The sequence below is a fragment of the Reyranella sp. genome (assembly GCF_004297405.1).
In the GTDB taxonomy this organism is placed as follows: Bacteria; Pseudomonadota; Alphaproteobacteria; order Reyranellales; family Reyranellaceae; genus Reyranella.
On record NZ_SCVC01000004.1, the window covers coordinates 93833 to 108187 of the forward strand.

The 14355-nt window shown below is 64.0% G+C and carries 13 protein-coding genes and 1 tRNA gene; 5 read left to right on the top strand and 9 right to left on the bottom strand.

The features are described from left to right. The first annotated feature begins 2 nt into the window (after nucleotides 1-2). Nucleotides 3-899, top strand: a complete 897-nt coding sequence (locus tag EPO50_RS01375) for a GDSL-type esterase/lipase family protein (protein ID WP_296340847.1) — start codon at nucleotides 3-5, stop codon at nucleotides 897-899. 86 nt (nucleotides 900-985) lie between these two features. Here EPO50_RS01375 and EPO50_RS01380 read toward each other — a convergent pair. Next, nucleotides 986-1072: transfer RNA gene (locus tag EPO50_RS01380), tRNA-Leu, on the bottom strand. 117 nt (nucleotides 1073-1189) lie between these two features. Here EPO50_RS01380 and EPO50_RS01385 point away from each other — a divergent pair. Continuing rightward, complete coding sequence (locus tag EPO50_RS01385; RefSeq protein WP_296340848.1) at nucleotides 1190-2731, top strand: AMP-binding protein; 1542 nt, start codon at nucleotides 1190-1192, stop codon at nucleotides 2729-2731. A 99-nt stretch (nucleotides 2732-2830) separates the two neighbouring features. Here the strand turns inward: EPO50_RS01385 and EPO50_RS01390 are convergent, their stop codons facing one another. Further along, nucleotides 2831-3469 carry a 2OG-Fe(II) oxygenase family protein gene (locus EPO50_RS01390; protein WP_296340849.1) on the bottom strand — a complete coding sequence of 213 codons (639 nt, stop codon included), beginning with the start codon at nucleotides 3467-3469 and terminating at the stop codon, nucleotides 2831-2833. A gap of 233 nt (nucleotides 3470-3702) precedes the next feature. On the opposite strand from EPO50_RS01390, the gene EPO50_RS01395 reads away from it, so the two are divergent. Both EPO50_RS01395 and tldD read left to right on the top strand, forming a co-directional pair. Continuing rightward, nucleotides 3703-4674, top strand: coding sequence for a zinc-binding dehydrogenase (locus EPO50_RS01395; protein WP_296340850.1), 972 nt, complete (start codon nucleotides 3703-3705; stop codon nucleotides 4672-4674). 104 nt (nucleotides 4675-4778) lie between these two features. Then, complete coding sequence (tldD, locus tag EPO50_RS01400; protein ID WP_296341002.1) at nucleotides 4779-6140, top strand: metalloprotease TldD; 1362 nt, start codon at nucleotides 4779-4781, stop codon at nucleotides 6138-6140. Between the two features lies 1 nt (nucleotide 6141). Here the strand turns inward: tldD and EPO50_RS01405 are convergent, their stop codons facing one another. Beyond that, the gene (locus tag EPO50_RS01405; RefSeq protein ID WP_296340851.1) at nucleotides 6142-8826 is read right to left on the bottom strand and encodes an autotransporter domain-containing protein; all 2685 of its coding nucleotides are present in this window, start codon (nucleotides 8824-8826) and stop codon (nucleotides 6142-6144) included. Nucleotides 8827-8982: 156 nt separating this feature from the next. Here EPO50_RS01405 and EPO50_RS01410 point away from each other — a divergent pair, with 156 nt between their 5' ends. After that, a complete protein-coding gene (locus EPO50_RS01410; protein ID WP_296340852.1) occupies nucleotides 8983-9258 on the top strand; it encodes a hypothetical protein in 276 nt (91 codons plus the stop codon). 17 nt (nucleotides 9259-9275) lie between these two features. On the opposite strand, the gene EPO50_RS01415 is transcribed toward EPO50_RS01410, so the two are convergent. From EPO50_RS01415 to EPO50_RS01440, 6 genes are all read right to left on the bottom strand, one after another. Continuing rightward, nucleotides 9276-9608, bottom strand: a complete 333-nt coding sequence (locus tag EPO50_RS01415) for a hypothetical protein (RefSeq protein WP_296340853.1) — start codon at nucleotides 9606-9608, stop codon at nucleotides 9276-9278. Between the two features lie 25 nt (nucleotides 9609-9633). Then, a complete protein-coding gene (locus tag EPO50_RS01420; protein WP_296340854.1) occupies nucleotides 9634-10626 on the bottom strand; it encodes a ketopantoate reductase family protein in 993 nt (330 codons plus the stop codon). A gap of 2 nt (nucleotides 10627-10628) precedes the next feature. Further along, complete coding sequence (locus EPO50_RS01425) at nucleotides 10629-11189, bottom strand: hypothetical protein (protein ID WP_296340855.1); 561 nt, start codon at nucleotides 11187-11189, stop codon at nucleotides 10629-10631. Next, the gene (locus EPO50_RS01430) at nucleotides 11186-12040 is read right to left on the bottom strand and encodes a VOC family protein (RefSeq protein ID WP_296340856.1); all 855 of its coding nucleotides are present in this window, start codon (nucleotides 12038-12040) and stop codon (nucleotides 11186-11188) included. Before EPO50_RS01430 ends, EPO50_RS01425 begins: the two co-directional genes overlap by 4 nt. A 14-nt stretch (nucleotides 12041-12054) precedes the next feature. Continuing rightward, nucleotides 12055-13419 (bottom strand): glutamate--cysteine ligase, encoded by a 1365-nt coding sequence (locus EPO50_RS01435; RefSeq protein WP_296340857.1) that lies wholly within the window; start codon nucleotides 13417-13419, stop codon nucleotides 12055-12057. A 143-nt stretch (nucleotides 13420-13562) separates the two neighbouring features. After that, nucleotides 13563-14351: a 16S rRNA (uracil(1498)-N(3))-methyltransferase gene (locus EPO50_RS01440; protein ID WP_296340858.1), complete on the bottom strand. Its 789-nt coding sequence runs from the start codon at nucleotides 14349-14351 to the stop codon at nucleotides 13563-13565. Between the last annotated feature and the right edge of the window lie 4 nt (nucleotides 14352-14355).

The window sequence follows — 14355 nt, forward strand, 5'->3', positions numbered from 1 at the left end:
CAATGCCAGATAACGTACCCTTTCTCCATAATGACATTCTGGGCTACGTGCCGAACCCTGGGTTTTGCGGCCCAGGGTTTGGCGACTCATTTCACACGATTGACGCCGATGGCCTTCGATTTAGCGGAGAGAGACCCGCTTCGAGCGATGGCTCGATACTCACCGTAGGCGATTCCTTCACCTACGGTGACGAGGTGCGCGACGAAGAGGCCTGGCCCGCCCGATTGCAGAGCCTGACGGGCCGCCCTGTGCTTAACGGCGGGGTGAGTGGCTACGGCTTGGACCAGACCATACTTCGCGCCGAGCAACTCGCTCCCGTCCACGGACCGTCCGTCATCATCGTAAGCTTCATTGCTGACAACATCCTGCGCACGGAGATGAGCCGGATGTGGTGGCGCAACAAGCCGTGGTTCACGATTGAAGACGACCAACTGGTCCTCAAGGGCGTGCCAGTTCCTAATCGGACGAGGTTGCCACTCCACATCCGGCGGCGGATGGATCGAGTTCTCGTCGATCTTTCTCCGAGTTTGCAGCACTTGCTTGGCTATCATAAGCGGGTACACCGCCCCGGCTTCGGGCTGGAAATCGCTCGACGTCTCATCGAGCGACTGGCGAGGATGCAGGCAGATCGCCAAGTCAAGATTGTCGTGATGGCCCAGTATCCGCCCCACACCTGGATCTATCCGGCATTTGCGGACGAACAGCGGCGCCTCGCTCAGGCGGTTCTCGACTGCGCGGCGAACCACGGGCTTGCCACTTTGGACACCTTCCGTCGGCTGACCACTGAACCGAAGCCACAAGACTTCTATGCAGTCACGCACATGAATGCGCGCGGCAATTTGATGATCGCCAGCCTCCTGGCCGCCACGTTACCTGCCTTGACGGCAAAAGCGGGCTAGCTCGTAGCGAGCTTCGGCAAACACGAGGGCAGCACAGCCGAGCAGCGAGGCCTTCTGCGAGCAATACGGTGTTCGTAAAAACACGATGGTGCCCCCGGTCGGACTCGAACCAACACTTCCGTGAGGAAACCTGATTTTGAGTCAGGCGCGTCTACCAATTCCGCCACGGGGGCACGCTTTCGTGCGCGGGGAATAAAGCCGAAGGGCGGAACCAGGTCAACGCTTGCCGTGGGTTTCTTCCTCCGGTTTTATGGCGCCTCATCAAGAAATGCCGTCGGAGGAAGTTCAGAGTGCATCCGTACATCCACGCCCAGACAAATCCAGACAAGCCGGCCTATGTCATGGCCGCCAGCGGCGAGGTGGTGACCTACCGGCAGCTCGACCAACAATCCAACCGCATCGCGCAACTGTTTCGCTCACTCGGCCTGAAGGCCGGCGACCATATCGCCCTCTTCCTCGAGAATAATCCGCGATTCTTCGAGATTTGCTGGGGTGCCCAGCGTTCGGGCCTGATCTACACGGCGATCAGCTCACGGCTGACGGCGGCCGAAGTCGATTACATCGTGACCGATTGCGGCGCGAAACTCTTCGTCAGCTCGAAGTACCTGGCCGAAAAGGCCGCCGAGCTAGGGCCGCTCCTGAAGGGCGTCGCCAACCGCTTCATGATCGACGGCACCATCGCCGGCTACAAATCCTGGGAGGAGACAGTCGCGACCTTCCCGACCACGCCGATCGCCGACCAGACCGCCGGCCACGACATGCTCTATTCGTCGGGCACCACGGGGCGGCCCAAGGGCGTGATGCCGGTCGTCGAGCCGCAGGCGATCGACTTCGACAATCCGCTGCTCGCCATCACCCGCAAGCTCTACGGCATCAACGCCGACACGATCTATCTCTCGCCGGCGCCGCTCTATCATGCGGCTCCTCTGCGCTTCAACATGAGTGTCATGCGGCTCGGCGGCACCTCGATCATCATGGAGAACTTCGACGCCGAGGAGTTCCTGAAGCTGGTCCCGAAGCACAAGGTCACGCACACCCAGGTTGTGCCGACCATGTTCGTGCGCTTCCTCAAGCTGCCAGAAGAGGTGCGCACGACGTACGACATGTCCTCGCTCAAATGCGCGATCCATGCCGCAGCACCCTGCCCTGTCCCGACCAAGGAAGCGATGATCGGCTGGTGGGGTCCAATCATCTGGGAATATTACGGCGGCACCGAAGGCAACGGCCTCACCATGTGCAACGCGCAGGAATGGATGGCGCACAAGGGCACGGTCGGCCGCGCCGTCATCGGCAAGCTCAAGATTTGCGACGACGCGGGCAGCGAGCTGCCAGTAGGCGAGTCAGGCACCGTCTATTTCGCCGAGGGACGGCCGTTCGAGTATCACAACGACCCGAAGAAGACCGAGGAGTCGCGCCATCCCCAGGGTTGGACCACCTTGGGTGACGTGGGTTACGTCGATGCCGACGGCTTCCTGCACCTCACCGACCGCAAGGCGTTCATGATCATCTCCGGCGGCGTGAACATCTACCCGCAGGAATGCGAGAACCTGCTGATCAACCATCCCAAGGTGATCGACTGCGCCGTGTTCGGCGTGCCCAACGCCGACTTCGGCGAGGAAGTGAAGGCCGTCGTCCAGCCGCGCGACATGGCCGAAGCCGGTCCGGCGCTGGCCGAGGAACTGATCGCCTACTGCAAGCAGAACCTCTCGGCCATCAAGTGCCCGCGGACGATCGACTTCGAACCCGAATTGCCACGTCATCCAACCGGCAAACTTTACAAACGCCTGCTACGCGACCGCTATTGGCAGGGCCGCGCGAGCAAGATCGCCTAGGTCTCGCGATGTGATCCGCCGTTTCCTACTCGCGGGTCTGGGCTTTGGCCCGGGCACAACGCCGCGTTGGCGCAAGACACGCTGGCCGAAGCCAGGCGCCTACGCGCCTCCCGCCGACGCCTTCCACCTCGGCATCGCCAGCGTCTCGGCGTAGTTGGTGAACATGAGATTGAACGAGATGCTGATACGTTCGGTATTGCTCTCGTTTGAAGGAACGTGGTGCCGCAGCCACGACGGGAACATCACCATGCGGCCGGGCTGGGGCTGCGCGGACGAGGCGTTGGCGGTCATGCGGGTGGGCTTGCCACTCCACGGCATGATCGAGATCGGCCGCGGATCCTGGAAGATGAGATCGGTGCCGGTCTCCGGGACGTCGACGTAATAGACGCCGCTCAGGAAATTGTTCGGGTGGTTGTGCGTGGGATGATAGCTGCCGGGCGGATTCACATTGGCCCAGCAGCCCGTGATCATCATCGGAAAGCGTTCGAGTTGAAGATATTCCGCTACGCTCTTCGAGGCGATCTCGATCAGCTTGGCCAGTTCGGCGAAGGCCGGCCGCGTGTGCAGATCGTGCGGTGTCTGCCAGTTGCTGCCGCTCGGCACACGAGCCCGCGGCGAGATGATCTTCTCGATCTCGGCCTTGAGCGTGGTGTTGAAGGGTCCTGCGTCGGCCGGGAGGATGTCGAGGATCCAGAGCGGTGTTGGGAAGAGTTCCTGAACCTGCTGCTTGATCTTCATATCCGCATCACATCATTGGAATTGCATACCTACTAAACTGAATTCATACCTAGTGTATTCCTCGATTTTTGCAAGCTCCGTCGCGTCTCTCCCTTCCATCGGCCGCTCGACTGCCACCCACCGAAACGAACGTGAAGAAAAGCGATAAGGATGCGGCGGACGCGTGGAGGCTCGCCCCCCTGCCTGCTAAGCAGGACGCCTGAATCATCAAGCCATTCAAAGGGAGATCCGCCATGAAGGCAGCCGTCGTCACCGACAAGGGCGTCCAGTTCACCGACGCAAAGAAGCCCGCGCCCAAGGCCAACGAGATCCTGATCAAGGTGAAGGCCGCCTCGCTCAACCGCGCCGACCTCGCCGTGGCGTCAGGTCATCGCCATGGCACGATCGGCGGCGCCGGCACCATTGTCGGCCTCGAATGCGCCGGCGAAGTCGAAGCCGTCGGCGCCGAGGTGAAGGACTTCAAGCCGGGTGATCGCGTGATGAGTTCGGCCGCCGGTGGCTTCGCCGAATATGCCGTCGCCGATTCGGGCCGTGCTCACAAGATTCCCGCCAACAACATGAGCTACGAGCAAGCTGCCTGCATGCCCGTGGCCGTGCAGACCATGCACAATGCGCTGGTCGGCGCGGGCCGCCTCAAGAAGGGCGAGTCGGTGCTGATCCAGGGCGCCAGCTCGGGCGTCGGCCTGCTGGGCATGCAGATCGCCAAGCACATGGGCGCGTCGATCGTCATGGGTACCTCGACCAACGATGGCCGCCGCGCGAAGCTCGCCGAGTTCGGCTGCGACCTCGCCCTCGACACGCGCGATCCCAAGTGGCCGGAGAAGGTCAAGGAAGCGACCGGCGGCAAGGGCGTCGACGTGATCGTCGATCAGGTTTCGGGCGGCGTCATGAACGCCAACATGGAGGCGGCGGCCATCCTGGGCCGCATCGTCAATGTCGGCCGGCTGGGCGGCATGAAGGGTGAGTTCAACTTCGACCTGCATGCCCTGAAGCGCATCGACTATATCGGCGTCACCTTCCGCACCCGCAGCCCCGAGGAAGTGCGCGCCATCGTGCAGGCCGCCCGCAAGGACCTGTGGCCGGCCATCGAGGCGGGCAAGCTGCACCTGCCGATCGACAAGACCTTCCCCCTGGCCGAGGCCGCCGAAGCGCTTGCGCACATGAAGGGCAATGCCCATTTTGGCAAGATCGTCCTCGTCACCTGAGGATCGAAGGGCAGGACCGCATGAGCAAGTCGATCAATCATCTCGCTACCGCCGACGGCCTCTTCTTCGGCAAAGGCGCGCTCGACCAGCGCAAGACCGCGAAGATGGTCGACGATGCCCTGGCCGGCTGCGACGACGGCGAGCTGTTTCTCGAGTATGTCCAGAGCGAGAGCCTGTCGTTCGACGACGGCAAGCTGAAGAGTGCTTCGTTCGACACCTCGCAGGGCTTCGGCCTGCGCTCGGTGGCGGGTGACGTCACGGGCTTCGCCCATGCTTCCGCCCTCGACGAGCAGGCGCTGAAGCGTGCGGCCGAAACGGTCAAGGCCGTGCGTTCCGGCCGTGGCGGCAAGATCGACGAATCACCGCGCGGCACCAACCGCCTGCTCTATGCCGACGACAATCCGATCGATGGCGTGCCCTTCGCTAAGAAGGTGGCGCTCCTGCAGGAGATTGACGCTTACGTGCGCGCCAAGGAGCCAAAGGCGCGCCAGGTCTCGGTGTCGCTCTCGGGCTCGTGGCAGGTCGTCGAGATCATTCGCGCCGGTGGCTGGCGTGCCGCCGACGTGCGGCCGCTGGTCCGCATCAACGTCAGCGTCGTCTGCGCCGACGGCAGCCGCATGGAAGCCGGCAGCACCGGCAGCGGCCGCCGCGCGCCCTATGGCGATATCTTCCTGCCGGAGTACTGGCAGCGCGAGGCCGACGAGGCCATCCGCCAGGCCCTGGTCAATCTGAAGTCGGTCGACGCACCGGCCGGCGAGATGCCGGTGGTGCTGGGCGCCGGCTGGTCGGGCGTGCTGTGGCACGAGGCGGTCGGTCACGGGCTGGAAGGCGACTTCCATCGCAAGAAGACCTCAATGTTCACCCATCTGATGGGCGAGATGGTGGCCTCCCCCGGCGTCACCGTGATCGACGACGGCACGATGTCGGATCGTCGCGGCTCGCTCACCATCGATGACGAAGGCACCCCGACCCAACGCAATGTGCTGATCGAGGACGGCCGTCTCGTCGGCCTGATGCAGGACCGCATGAACGCTCGCCTGATGGGTGTGAAGCCGAGCGGCAACGGCCGCCGCCAGGGCCATGCCTATGCGCCGATGCCGCGCATGACCAACACGATCATGCTGGGCGGCGACAAGGACCCGCAGGAGATCATTGGCTCGGTGAAGAAGGGTCTCTACTGCGCCAACTTCGGTGGCGGCCAGGTCGACATCGTTTCGGGCAAGTTCGTGTTCAGCGTCACCGAGGGCTACCTGATCGAGAACGGCAAGCTCGCCGCCCCGGTGAAGGGCGCGACCCTGATCGGCGCCGGCTCGGACGCGCTGACCCGCGTCGGCATGGTCGGCAACGACATGTCGCTCGATCCCGGCATCGGCACCTGCGGCAAGGACGGCCAGGGCGTTCCCGTCGGCGTCGGTCAGCCAACCCTGCGCATCGACGCACTGACGGTGGGCGGCACCGCCACCTGATCTAGAAGCGCCCGGCGAGGCGAGCCGTGCCAGCGAAGGCGCCGTAACGGTCGGCAAACTCGGCATCGGCCTGCAGCCGAAACGACCACGCCCTGTCCAGTTCGAAGTTCGCCATCACGCGTGCGATGCCCATGTCACTCGGCATCGACGCGCCGGAGACCGCGAAAGTCGAGCCCGGCAACGACTGGAACCACGCCGAGACCGATCCGGTCGTCTGATATTCGTGCGCCCAGGCCAGACGCGCCATCAGCTTGGCTCGCGAGCCCAGAATATTGCCGATAGCGGCATCGGCATCGATACCGATCTCCGAGCGCAGCGACGGCGTCGAATTGGCATTGAAGCAGAGCGCCGCGCCGTTCCCCGCCTGCGAGGCTTCGCAGAAGCCCGGCATGTTCACGACCTGGCTTTGGCCCGCGATGAAGGGCGTTACACCATAGTCGCCGAACGCCAGGCGGTAGCCCATCTCGGCTCGCCCCGACCAGCTCGTGGCCGTATAGTTCGCCGTCAGCGAGTCGGCCAGATACGGCACTGAGCGCTGTGTGCTGACGCCGTGCAATCCCCAAGCACCGGCCGCCGCGAGATAGAGCGACCCGAACGTCGTGCGACCATAGACGCCCGCCTGGAAGGCGTTGGTCCGGCCGTTACCCAGACCACCACCGAGGTACCAGTTCGACGTGCCGCTCGCGACTGCCACGCCCAGCACACCCTGATCGAAGGTCCAGTCAGCGCCCGCCGCAAGTCCCTGCACCGAGGTCTGAACCGACGACGAGCCATTGTTCGCCGTGCCGCCCAGCCAGCCATAGCCGCCGAACCCGGCCACCCAACCGCGCAACCGGCGTGGTTCCGCGTTCGCCTCGTTCGCGGTCAGCGAAGCGTACTGGGCGGTCTGCTGTTGCGGACCGGTGCTGCCGCCGCTCGCCAGGAGGGTGTTGAGGAACTGATTACCGAAGGCAAAGGTCGAGACTTGAACGCCCGACTGCGCCTCGCCCGAGAGCGTGTTCAACGACGATGCAAGCGTGGCGCCGCTCTGGCTGAACAGCGCCGACAATCCGCTCGGCAGGCTGTTGCCGGAGTTGAAGCCATTGTTGATGGCGCCGGCAACCGCGCTCTGGTTGGCGGTCAGCGTGGTGCCCATGCCGAGAGCCGCCGTGAGGTTCAACTGCACGTCGGTAGATGTATAGGCCAGAGAGGCGATGAACCCGTCTGGCAGGTCAACCGTGACGAAATTGCCGAAGGTGCCGGACCGGCCGCCGGCCGCCGACAGCAGCGTATAGCCACGCGGCGAATAGTTTCCAGGCGTGAAGGCGGCCAGCGTCGTGCCCTGAAGGTTTGCCGTGCCGGTGACGTTTGTGCGGTCGGCCGCACCGGGTGAAATCTCGACGACATAGGTCGCGCCGGGCGCAAAGGAGAGATTGCCCGTCACGTTTATCGTGCCGATGGAATTGCCGGGCGCTAGCACGCCGCCGTTGCTGATCGTGGTCGCACCGACCGTGCCGGTGCCGCCCAGCACGCCACCGACCGTCACCGGCGAAACGATCGAGCCGTTCACCACGAGGGTCGCGCCGGCTTCCACCATGGTGGGGCCTGTATAGGTGTTGGCCCCGGTGAGAATGATGCGGCCGCCACTTTCGCTGTTGGCGATGGTGATCTGCCCCGGCGTACCCGGCGATGCATCCGACAGGATGCCCGACAGCAAGGCGCTGTTGCCGCGCTGGTCCAGGCGATTGCTGGCCGAGCCGTCGAGCGTGAAGTTCTGGCCATAGGCCTGGCCGATCGTGTCGACCTGCAGCGTGCCGCCGGTGAATGCGGGAATGACGGACGTGCCGATGTTGCTGATGAAATAGGTCTGTCCGGCGGCGATGGCGGACACCGGCATGATGCTGGCCTCACTCGCAGGTCCATAGGTTCCGGACCCTGCATACGGATGCAGCACCATGATGCCGCTGCTGGCATCACCCGTGATCTGGCCCGACAGGTTGTTCGGCACGCCGTCGCTCAACAAGCTGAACAGCACGTTGCCCTCGGGCGTCATTGAGCCCATTACCGTGAAATTGCCGACCGTGCTGCCCTGAGGCGCCGCACCCAGCCCCCAGTAGTAGCCATTGGAGTAGTTGGTGATCTTGAATGTGCCGGGCGTCGACGTTCCAAAGAGCGTCGAGCTGGCGAGCCGCCAGGTCGTGCCGGCCGTCCAGCGCCATTGCGGCGAAGTGATATCGGCGGTGACCACCTGCGACGGCGACGGCGGCGTGAACACCGCGGGATTGTAGGGCGTCATGTACGCCCAGTGCGTAACCAGAAGGCTGGTCCCGGTGATCATCTGCATTTCCATCAGGGGAACGCCCCCGATCTCACGCATCTGACCGATGCCGATGGTGGTCGGCGCGGTGTCGGATGAAAAGGCGATCACGATCTGGCCACCGGACGTCACCAGCCCCTGCATGGCCGAGATGCCGGTGGTCGTGATGCCGTTCATATAGAAGCTGGCCTGGCTCTGGCCCGTGAAGACGCCATTCGTGGCCGTTCCGAGAGCCCACAGCGTCTGATCGCCGATCGGCGTTGGCGGCGGGGTGGTGAAACTCTGGTTACTCGAGGCGTAGGCGATCAACCCGGGAATGGGGACGTACCAGTTCGAGTTCGTCAGGAGCGCGTCCCATCGCGAGTCCTGAGAGAACGCGACCGTCGGCATTCCCCACAGGCCTGCCAACAGGAGAACCGCTATTCGCTTCCGTCCCTGTACCTTCCGACGACGCGGAGGCCTACCCTTATTAGTTTTATTAGAAATCACTTGATCAACTTCACTGACGACGCAAGAATAAAACTACAGTGTCGTCGAGGGTTGGTCATGCGTTTTTTCCTGCACATCTCGCTTGTTGGATTGTCGATGTTTTCGAGTGCCGCATGGGCGGATCAAGCCGCAGCCACCGCCTGCTCGACCAAGCTCTCCAAGGATGGTCAGCTCATCTACAGCAAAGCCGCTCCGACAGTGACACCGAAGACCGATATCAAGGACGCCGTCATCAGTGTGGCCCGCCCAATGGTGATGAACGGTTCGATGTCGCGCGATGCTGCCCGCACGGCGGGAGAAGCGGCCGGCGAGTGCCTCAAGCTGCTGAAGTAGATTTCAGAGCGATACAGCTAACGTTTGAACCGGAAATTCTCATTGGCCTTGGCTGCCGAAATCTCCTGATCCACGCACCCCGAGAGGAGAGAGTACGAGCCACCTCCACCAAACGTGGCGACCTGGTCGCAATGGTTCTGCATCGCCGTCGGCAAGGTGTTCCATACCGGCTTGAGCCTGTCGTAAGCCGACTGCTCCATGTTCAGGCATCCGTTCAGGATGGACTGCGATGGCGTGCCGCCAAAGGCAGCGACCGCATCGCAGTGTTTCTTGACGTCGTAGATGGGCATGTCAGCCCAAGCCGGCGCGGTCATCACGAAAACGGCTACGGCCGCCGCGATCATTTTCATTACTCCCCCCCATTTTTGCGAGAGCTCACCTCTCGGATCGATAGAGCCCTTTCGCTTCCGCGAGGCTGACGCAGATCGCCTCGATAGAGTCGAGTGTTGGCGTATCGACGCCGGCGCTGCGCGCAAAGGCGATGGGCGCGCGTACGATCGCCTCGACTTCCATTGGCCGGCCGAGTTCGTAGTCCTGCAGGATCGACGGGCGATGGTCGGGATAGACTCGCTTGGCGCCGTAACGAGTCTCCGGATCGTCGTCGAGCTTCACGCCATGGGCGGCCGCGACGGCCAAGGCCTCAGTGTGGGCACGCCGCACCATGCGGTTCAGCAGCGGTGTCGCCAGGATCGGAATCGCCTGCCCCAGGATCATGCACATGGTCGAGCCGGTGAGATTCGCCATCAGCTTGTGCCAGATGTCGTAGCGGATATCCGTCGTCGCCGGTGAGGAGATGCCGGCCGCGATCAAAGTCGCGCGCAGGGCTTCGAGGCGCGGTGTCTGGCGATCGTCGATCTCGCCGACCCACAGCACGTTGCGCTCCGGCGAGATGTTGCGCACCACGCCGGGCTCGATCACGTGGTTGGAGGTCGTGATGACCCCACCCAAAGCGCGATCGAAGCCGACTGCCTTGAGGAGCGCGCCATCGGGATCGAGGCGCGGCAAGTCGGGTGCCTTGGGCCGTTCCTTCGCGAGACCGCGTCCATACCACCAGGGAATGCCGTTCTGCGCGAAGACCACCGGCGTACCGGCACCCAGAAGTGGCGCGATGTTAGCCGCGAGATCGCCAAGGCTCGATGCCTTAAGCGTCGAGATGACGACGTCCTGCGGACCGAGATCGGCCGGCCGGTCGCTTGCGCTGACCTTGGCCACGATCTTCTGGTCACCGGAGAGAAGCGTGAGCCCATGAGTGCGGATCGCGTCGAGATGAGCACCACGTGCGACGATGGACACATCGTTGCCGGCTGCCGAGAGGCGCGCCGCGAAGTTGCCGCCGATCGCACCGGCGCCGTAGACGCAGATCCGCATGGCTATTGCCGTGTGTCCGCCAGCCTCAACGAGTCGAGGAAGCGTTTGGCGGCAGCCTTGGCCTTGTCGTCGGCCTTGGCCGTGACCAGCAGTCGGTAGAGGCGATCCTTAACGATGTAGGTCCGCATCATTACCGCCGCGCCTTCTGCATCCGCGATGTCGAGGGCATAGCCGTCCCATCCCTGCAGAGTGACGGGCTCGTCGAGGATGTATTTGAACTTGTCGCGAGGAAACGCCTTCTCGGCTTCGCCACGGCCAAGGTCGCGCGCCATCACCTTCGTGTCCTTGTCGGAAAACCAGCCCGCCGAATAGTCGACGAAGTCGAAATCGAACATCTCGCCGTCGTGCTTGGAGGCCCAGGCGATACGCTCCGACGCGTGGCCCTTCTCCTTCTCGCCGGCGACAGTCTTCTCGACGGGCGGCGGCATCTCGAAGCGAAAGCGCAGGTCGGGCCCGACGACGGTCTGCCACTGATCGGTCGGCGGCGGCGTCTGCGCGCGCGTTGTAAGCGGCGTCGCGATCAGCGCCAGGACGGCAAAACGGCGTGTGAAGAGGCTTTTCATACCGGCGGCACCAGTTCTTCGCGTCCCGACCAATCCCAGGCAAGGCCCGTGCGCGAGATGCCGAGGAGCAGGCCATGCAGCTCCTTGGGATGCACCCAGCCACCGTCGGGATCGGTCGCCGGATCGGAGCCACGCGGCGTATAGCGGGCCCCCGCATCGAGCAGGCGCTGGCGCACGTTCAGCCAGTCGTGAACTTCGACGTAGCACATGTAGAGCGAGTCGCCGTGCTTGTGCGCGAACCGGCCCATGGCATGCACGTTGTCCGTCACCTGGCTGAGCTCGATGCGATCCAGCCGGTTGGGCGGATCGAACAGGGTGAGCGTGCCGATATAGCCGAAACGCTCGCTGCCGATCTCGCTGAAGCGCGAGGGATCGAGGCCGAACAGGCCGGCATAGACGGCTGCCACGCGGCGCCAGTCGCTCTTCAGCGTATTGGTCGTCTCGTAGAGGAAGGACACCGGCCCGACGCGCGGCCGGTACGTGCTCTCGGAAATCACGATCGGCAGGCCGAATGTCGTCTCGGGTGACAGGTAGAGCTGCTCGGCGTCGCGGTCGTAGGGAATGCCCAGGCCTTCCCAACGCTTCACCATGCTGTCGAGGTCGGCGGTGCAGTAGCCTGCCGTCATCAACCCCTCGCCGCGCTTGGCCAGGAAATCCTGCGTGAGCCCTGCGCCGTCCGCCTCGCACAGCTCGAACTCGCTCTCGCCGACGGCAAGGATCGTACGGCGCGCCGAGAGATGGCGGCTGTGGTCGTGGCGCGCCACCTGGCTGCCGAGAAGTTGATTGAAGCGCTGCGCCGCCTTGGCGGCGTCGTGCACGGCGATCTGAACGCGATCACAACGGTCGAGCATGGCTCGACCTTACCTCAGTAGGCGTAGTCGCGGAACAGCGCTGCGAAAGATCCCTTCCACTCGCCCTGCCACTTGGCGAGCAGCTCGTCGGCCGGCGCCTGGCCACTCGCCACTGCCCGATCGAGCGGCGCGAGATAGACGGTCTCGTCGTTGCCGGACGCATCGAGCTGCTTGCGCGCCCTGAGGCCTGCATGCGCGATCTCGACGACGTCCCGGGCAAGCTCCGACAGGACGCGGCCGCGGAATATCGTGGCGAGGCCGGTCTTGGGCGTTTCGGCGCGCAGGAAATCGTGATCGGCGACGCTCCAGTCCTTCACCAGGTCCCAGGCCGCGTCGAGCGCGCTCTGATCGTAGAGCAAGCCGACCCACAAGGCCGGCAGCGCATCGAGGGCCGGCAGCGGACCGGAATCGGCGCCGCGCATTTCGAGATAGCGCTTCAGCCGCACCTCGGGGAAGGCCGTCGTGACGTGATCGGCCCAGTCGTTGATGGTCGGCTTCTCGCCGGGCCGCGCCGGCAGCTTGCCCTTGAGGAAGTCGCGGAAGCTCTGGCCCGAAGCGTCGATGTACTTGCCGTCGCGGTAGACGAAGTACATGGGCACATCGAGCATGTAGTCGGCGTAACGCTCGAAACCAAAGCCGTCCTCGAACACGAAAGGCAGCATGCCGCAACGATCGGGATCGGTGTCGGTCCAGATGTGGCTGCGATAGCTCTTGAAGCCGGCTTCCTTGCCTTCCTTGAAAGGTGAGTTGGCGAACAGCGCCGTGGCGATCGGCTGCAGAGCCAGCGACACACGGAACTTCTTCACCATGTCGGCTTCGGAGTCGAAGTCGAGATTGGTCTGCACCGTACAGGTGCGCAGCATCATGTCGATGCCGAGCTTGCCCTTCTTGGGCATGTACTCGCGCATGATCTTGTAGCGGCCCTTGGGCATCCAGTGCATGTCCTCGCGCGTCCACTCGGGCGCGAAGCCAAGGCCGATGAAGGAAGCGCCGATCTCGCCGGCGACCTGCTTCACCTCGTCGATATGCTGGGCGTTCTCCGCTGCCGTTTCGTGCAGGGTCTCGAGGGGGGCGCCGGAGAGCTCGAACTGGCCGCCCGGTTCAAGGGTGATGTTGGCCTTGCCGCGCAGCAGAGCGATCGGGTTGTTGCCTTCGACAACCGGCTCCCAACCGAAGCGACGCAGCCCTTCGAGCATGGCACGGATGCCGTCCGGCCCGTCATAGGCAAGCGGCTTCAGCGTCTTCGTATGATAGCCAAATTTCTCATGCTCGGTGCCCATGCGCCAGTTGGCGCGCGGCTTGTTCCCGGCAGCAAAATATTCGATGAGCTGCCGCCGATCCTCGATCAGCGTGCCGCCGCCCGACGGAGGTGCGGACATTCTTTCTCTTCTCCCTGAGCGCCCCGCCGCCTTCTAAGCGCTGGGAGCGGCGCAGTCGCATGAACAATTCTCACGCGAGCCTGCGTCTGGTTTATCTTGTTCGAGTCCCCGTCTCCCACACCGCCGGGGGCCTGCGCAAGCGCTCAGAAGGTAACCTTTGATGTGCGGTAATCGGCAGCGAGACGCGGCGTCGGACGCCGCCAGTCGCCGACCAGGGCCTGCCAGCAGGCAAGCGCTGCCAGCGCCGCCGTATCGGCTCGCAGGATGCGCGGACCGAGCCCGACCGATACGACATCCCTTATGCGACGTATCGCCAAGAGCTCGGCTTCGGCAAAACCACCTTCCGGTCCGATGACGATGGCCCAGGGTGCAGTGCGCGCCGCATCATCGAGATGGCTCAGCACATCGCCGATCGGCGGGCCACCGCCAGTCTCATCGCACATCAGCAAGCGGCGGTCCGCCGGCCAGGATTCGAGCAGACGTCCGAGGTCGATCGGCTCCCGCACCTCGGGCACGCTCAATCGCTCGGTCTGTTCGGCCGCTTCGACGGCGTTGGCGCGCAACCGCGCGACGTTCACGCGTTCCACCGCCGTATGGCGCGTCACGACCGGCTGCAGGGCGGAGACGCCGAGTTCGGTCGCCTTCTCGGCGATGTAGTCGATACGCGCGCGCTTGACCGGCGCGAAGCAGAGCCAGACATCGGGCTCGGCTTCCTGCGCGCGCGTCTGCTCATCGATCTCCGCGACGGCTGCCTTCTTGCCACGCGCGGCAAGCGTGCCGCGCCATTCACCATCACGACCGTTGAACAGCAGCAGCGGCGCACCATCGGGCCGGCGCATGACATGGCGCAGATAGTGGACCTGCGCTTCTTCGAGCGGCGCTTCGATGCCGCTCGACAGATCGGCCTCGACGAAGAGACGTGCTGCGCTCATCGGC

Coding starts and splice junctions, on each gene's coding strand:
- EPO50_RS01375 (WP_296340847.1), top strand. CDS start 3: ATGCCAGATAACGTACCCTTTCTCCATAATGACATTCTGGGCTACGTG.
- EPO50_RS01390 (WP_296340849.1), bottom strand. CDS start 3,469: ATGAAGATCAAGCAGCAGGTTCAGGAACTCTTCCCAACACCGCTCTGG.
- EPO50_RS01395 (WP_296340850.1), top strand. CDS start 3,703: ATGAAGGCAGCCGTCGTCACCGACAAGGGCGTCCAGTTCACCGACGCA.
- tldD (WP_296341002.1), top strand. CDS start 4,779: ATGGTCGACGATGCCCTGGCCGGCTGCGACGACGGCGAGCTGTTTCTC.
- EPO50_RS01405 (WP_296340851.1), bottom strand. CDS start 8,826: ATGCCGACGGTCGCGTTCTCTCAGGACTCGCGATGGGACGCGCTCCTG.
- EPO50_RS01410 (WP_296340852.1), top strand. CDS start 8,983: ATGCGTTTTTTCCTGCACATCTCGCTTGTTGGATTGTCGATGTTTTCG.
- EPO50_RS01415 (WP_296340853.1), bottom strand. CDS start 9,608: ATGAAAATGATCGCGGCGGCCGTAGCCGTTTTCGTGATGACCGCGCCG.
- EPO50_RS01420 (WP_296340854.1), bottom strand. CDS start 10,626: ATGCGGATCTGCGTCTACGGCGCCGGTGCGATCGGCGGCAACTTCGCG.
- EPO50_RS01425 (WP_296340855.1), bottom strand. CDS start 11,189: ATGAAAAGCCTCTTCACACGCCGTTTTGCCGTCCTGGCGCTGATCGCG.
- EPO50_RS01430 (WP_296340856.1), bottom strand. CDS start 12,040: ATGCTCGACCGTTGTGATCGCGTTCAGATCGCCGTGCACGACGCCGCC.
- EPO50_RS01435 (WP_296340857.1), bottom strand. CDS start 13,419: ATGTCCGCACCTCCGTCGGGCGGCGGCACGCTGATCGAGGATCGGCGG.
- EPO50_RS01440 (WP_296340858.1), bottom strand. CDS start 14,351: ATGAGCGCAGCACGTCTCTTCGTCGAGGCCGATCTGTCGAGCGGCATC.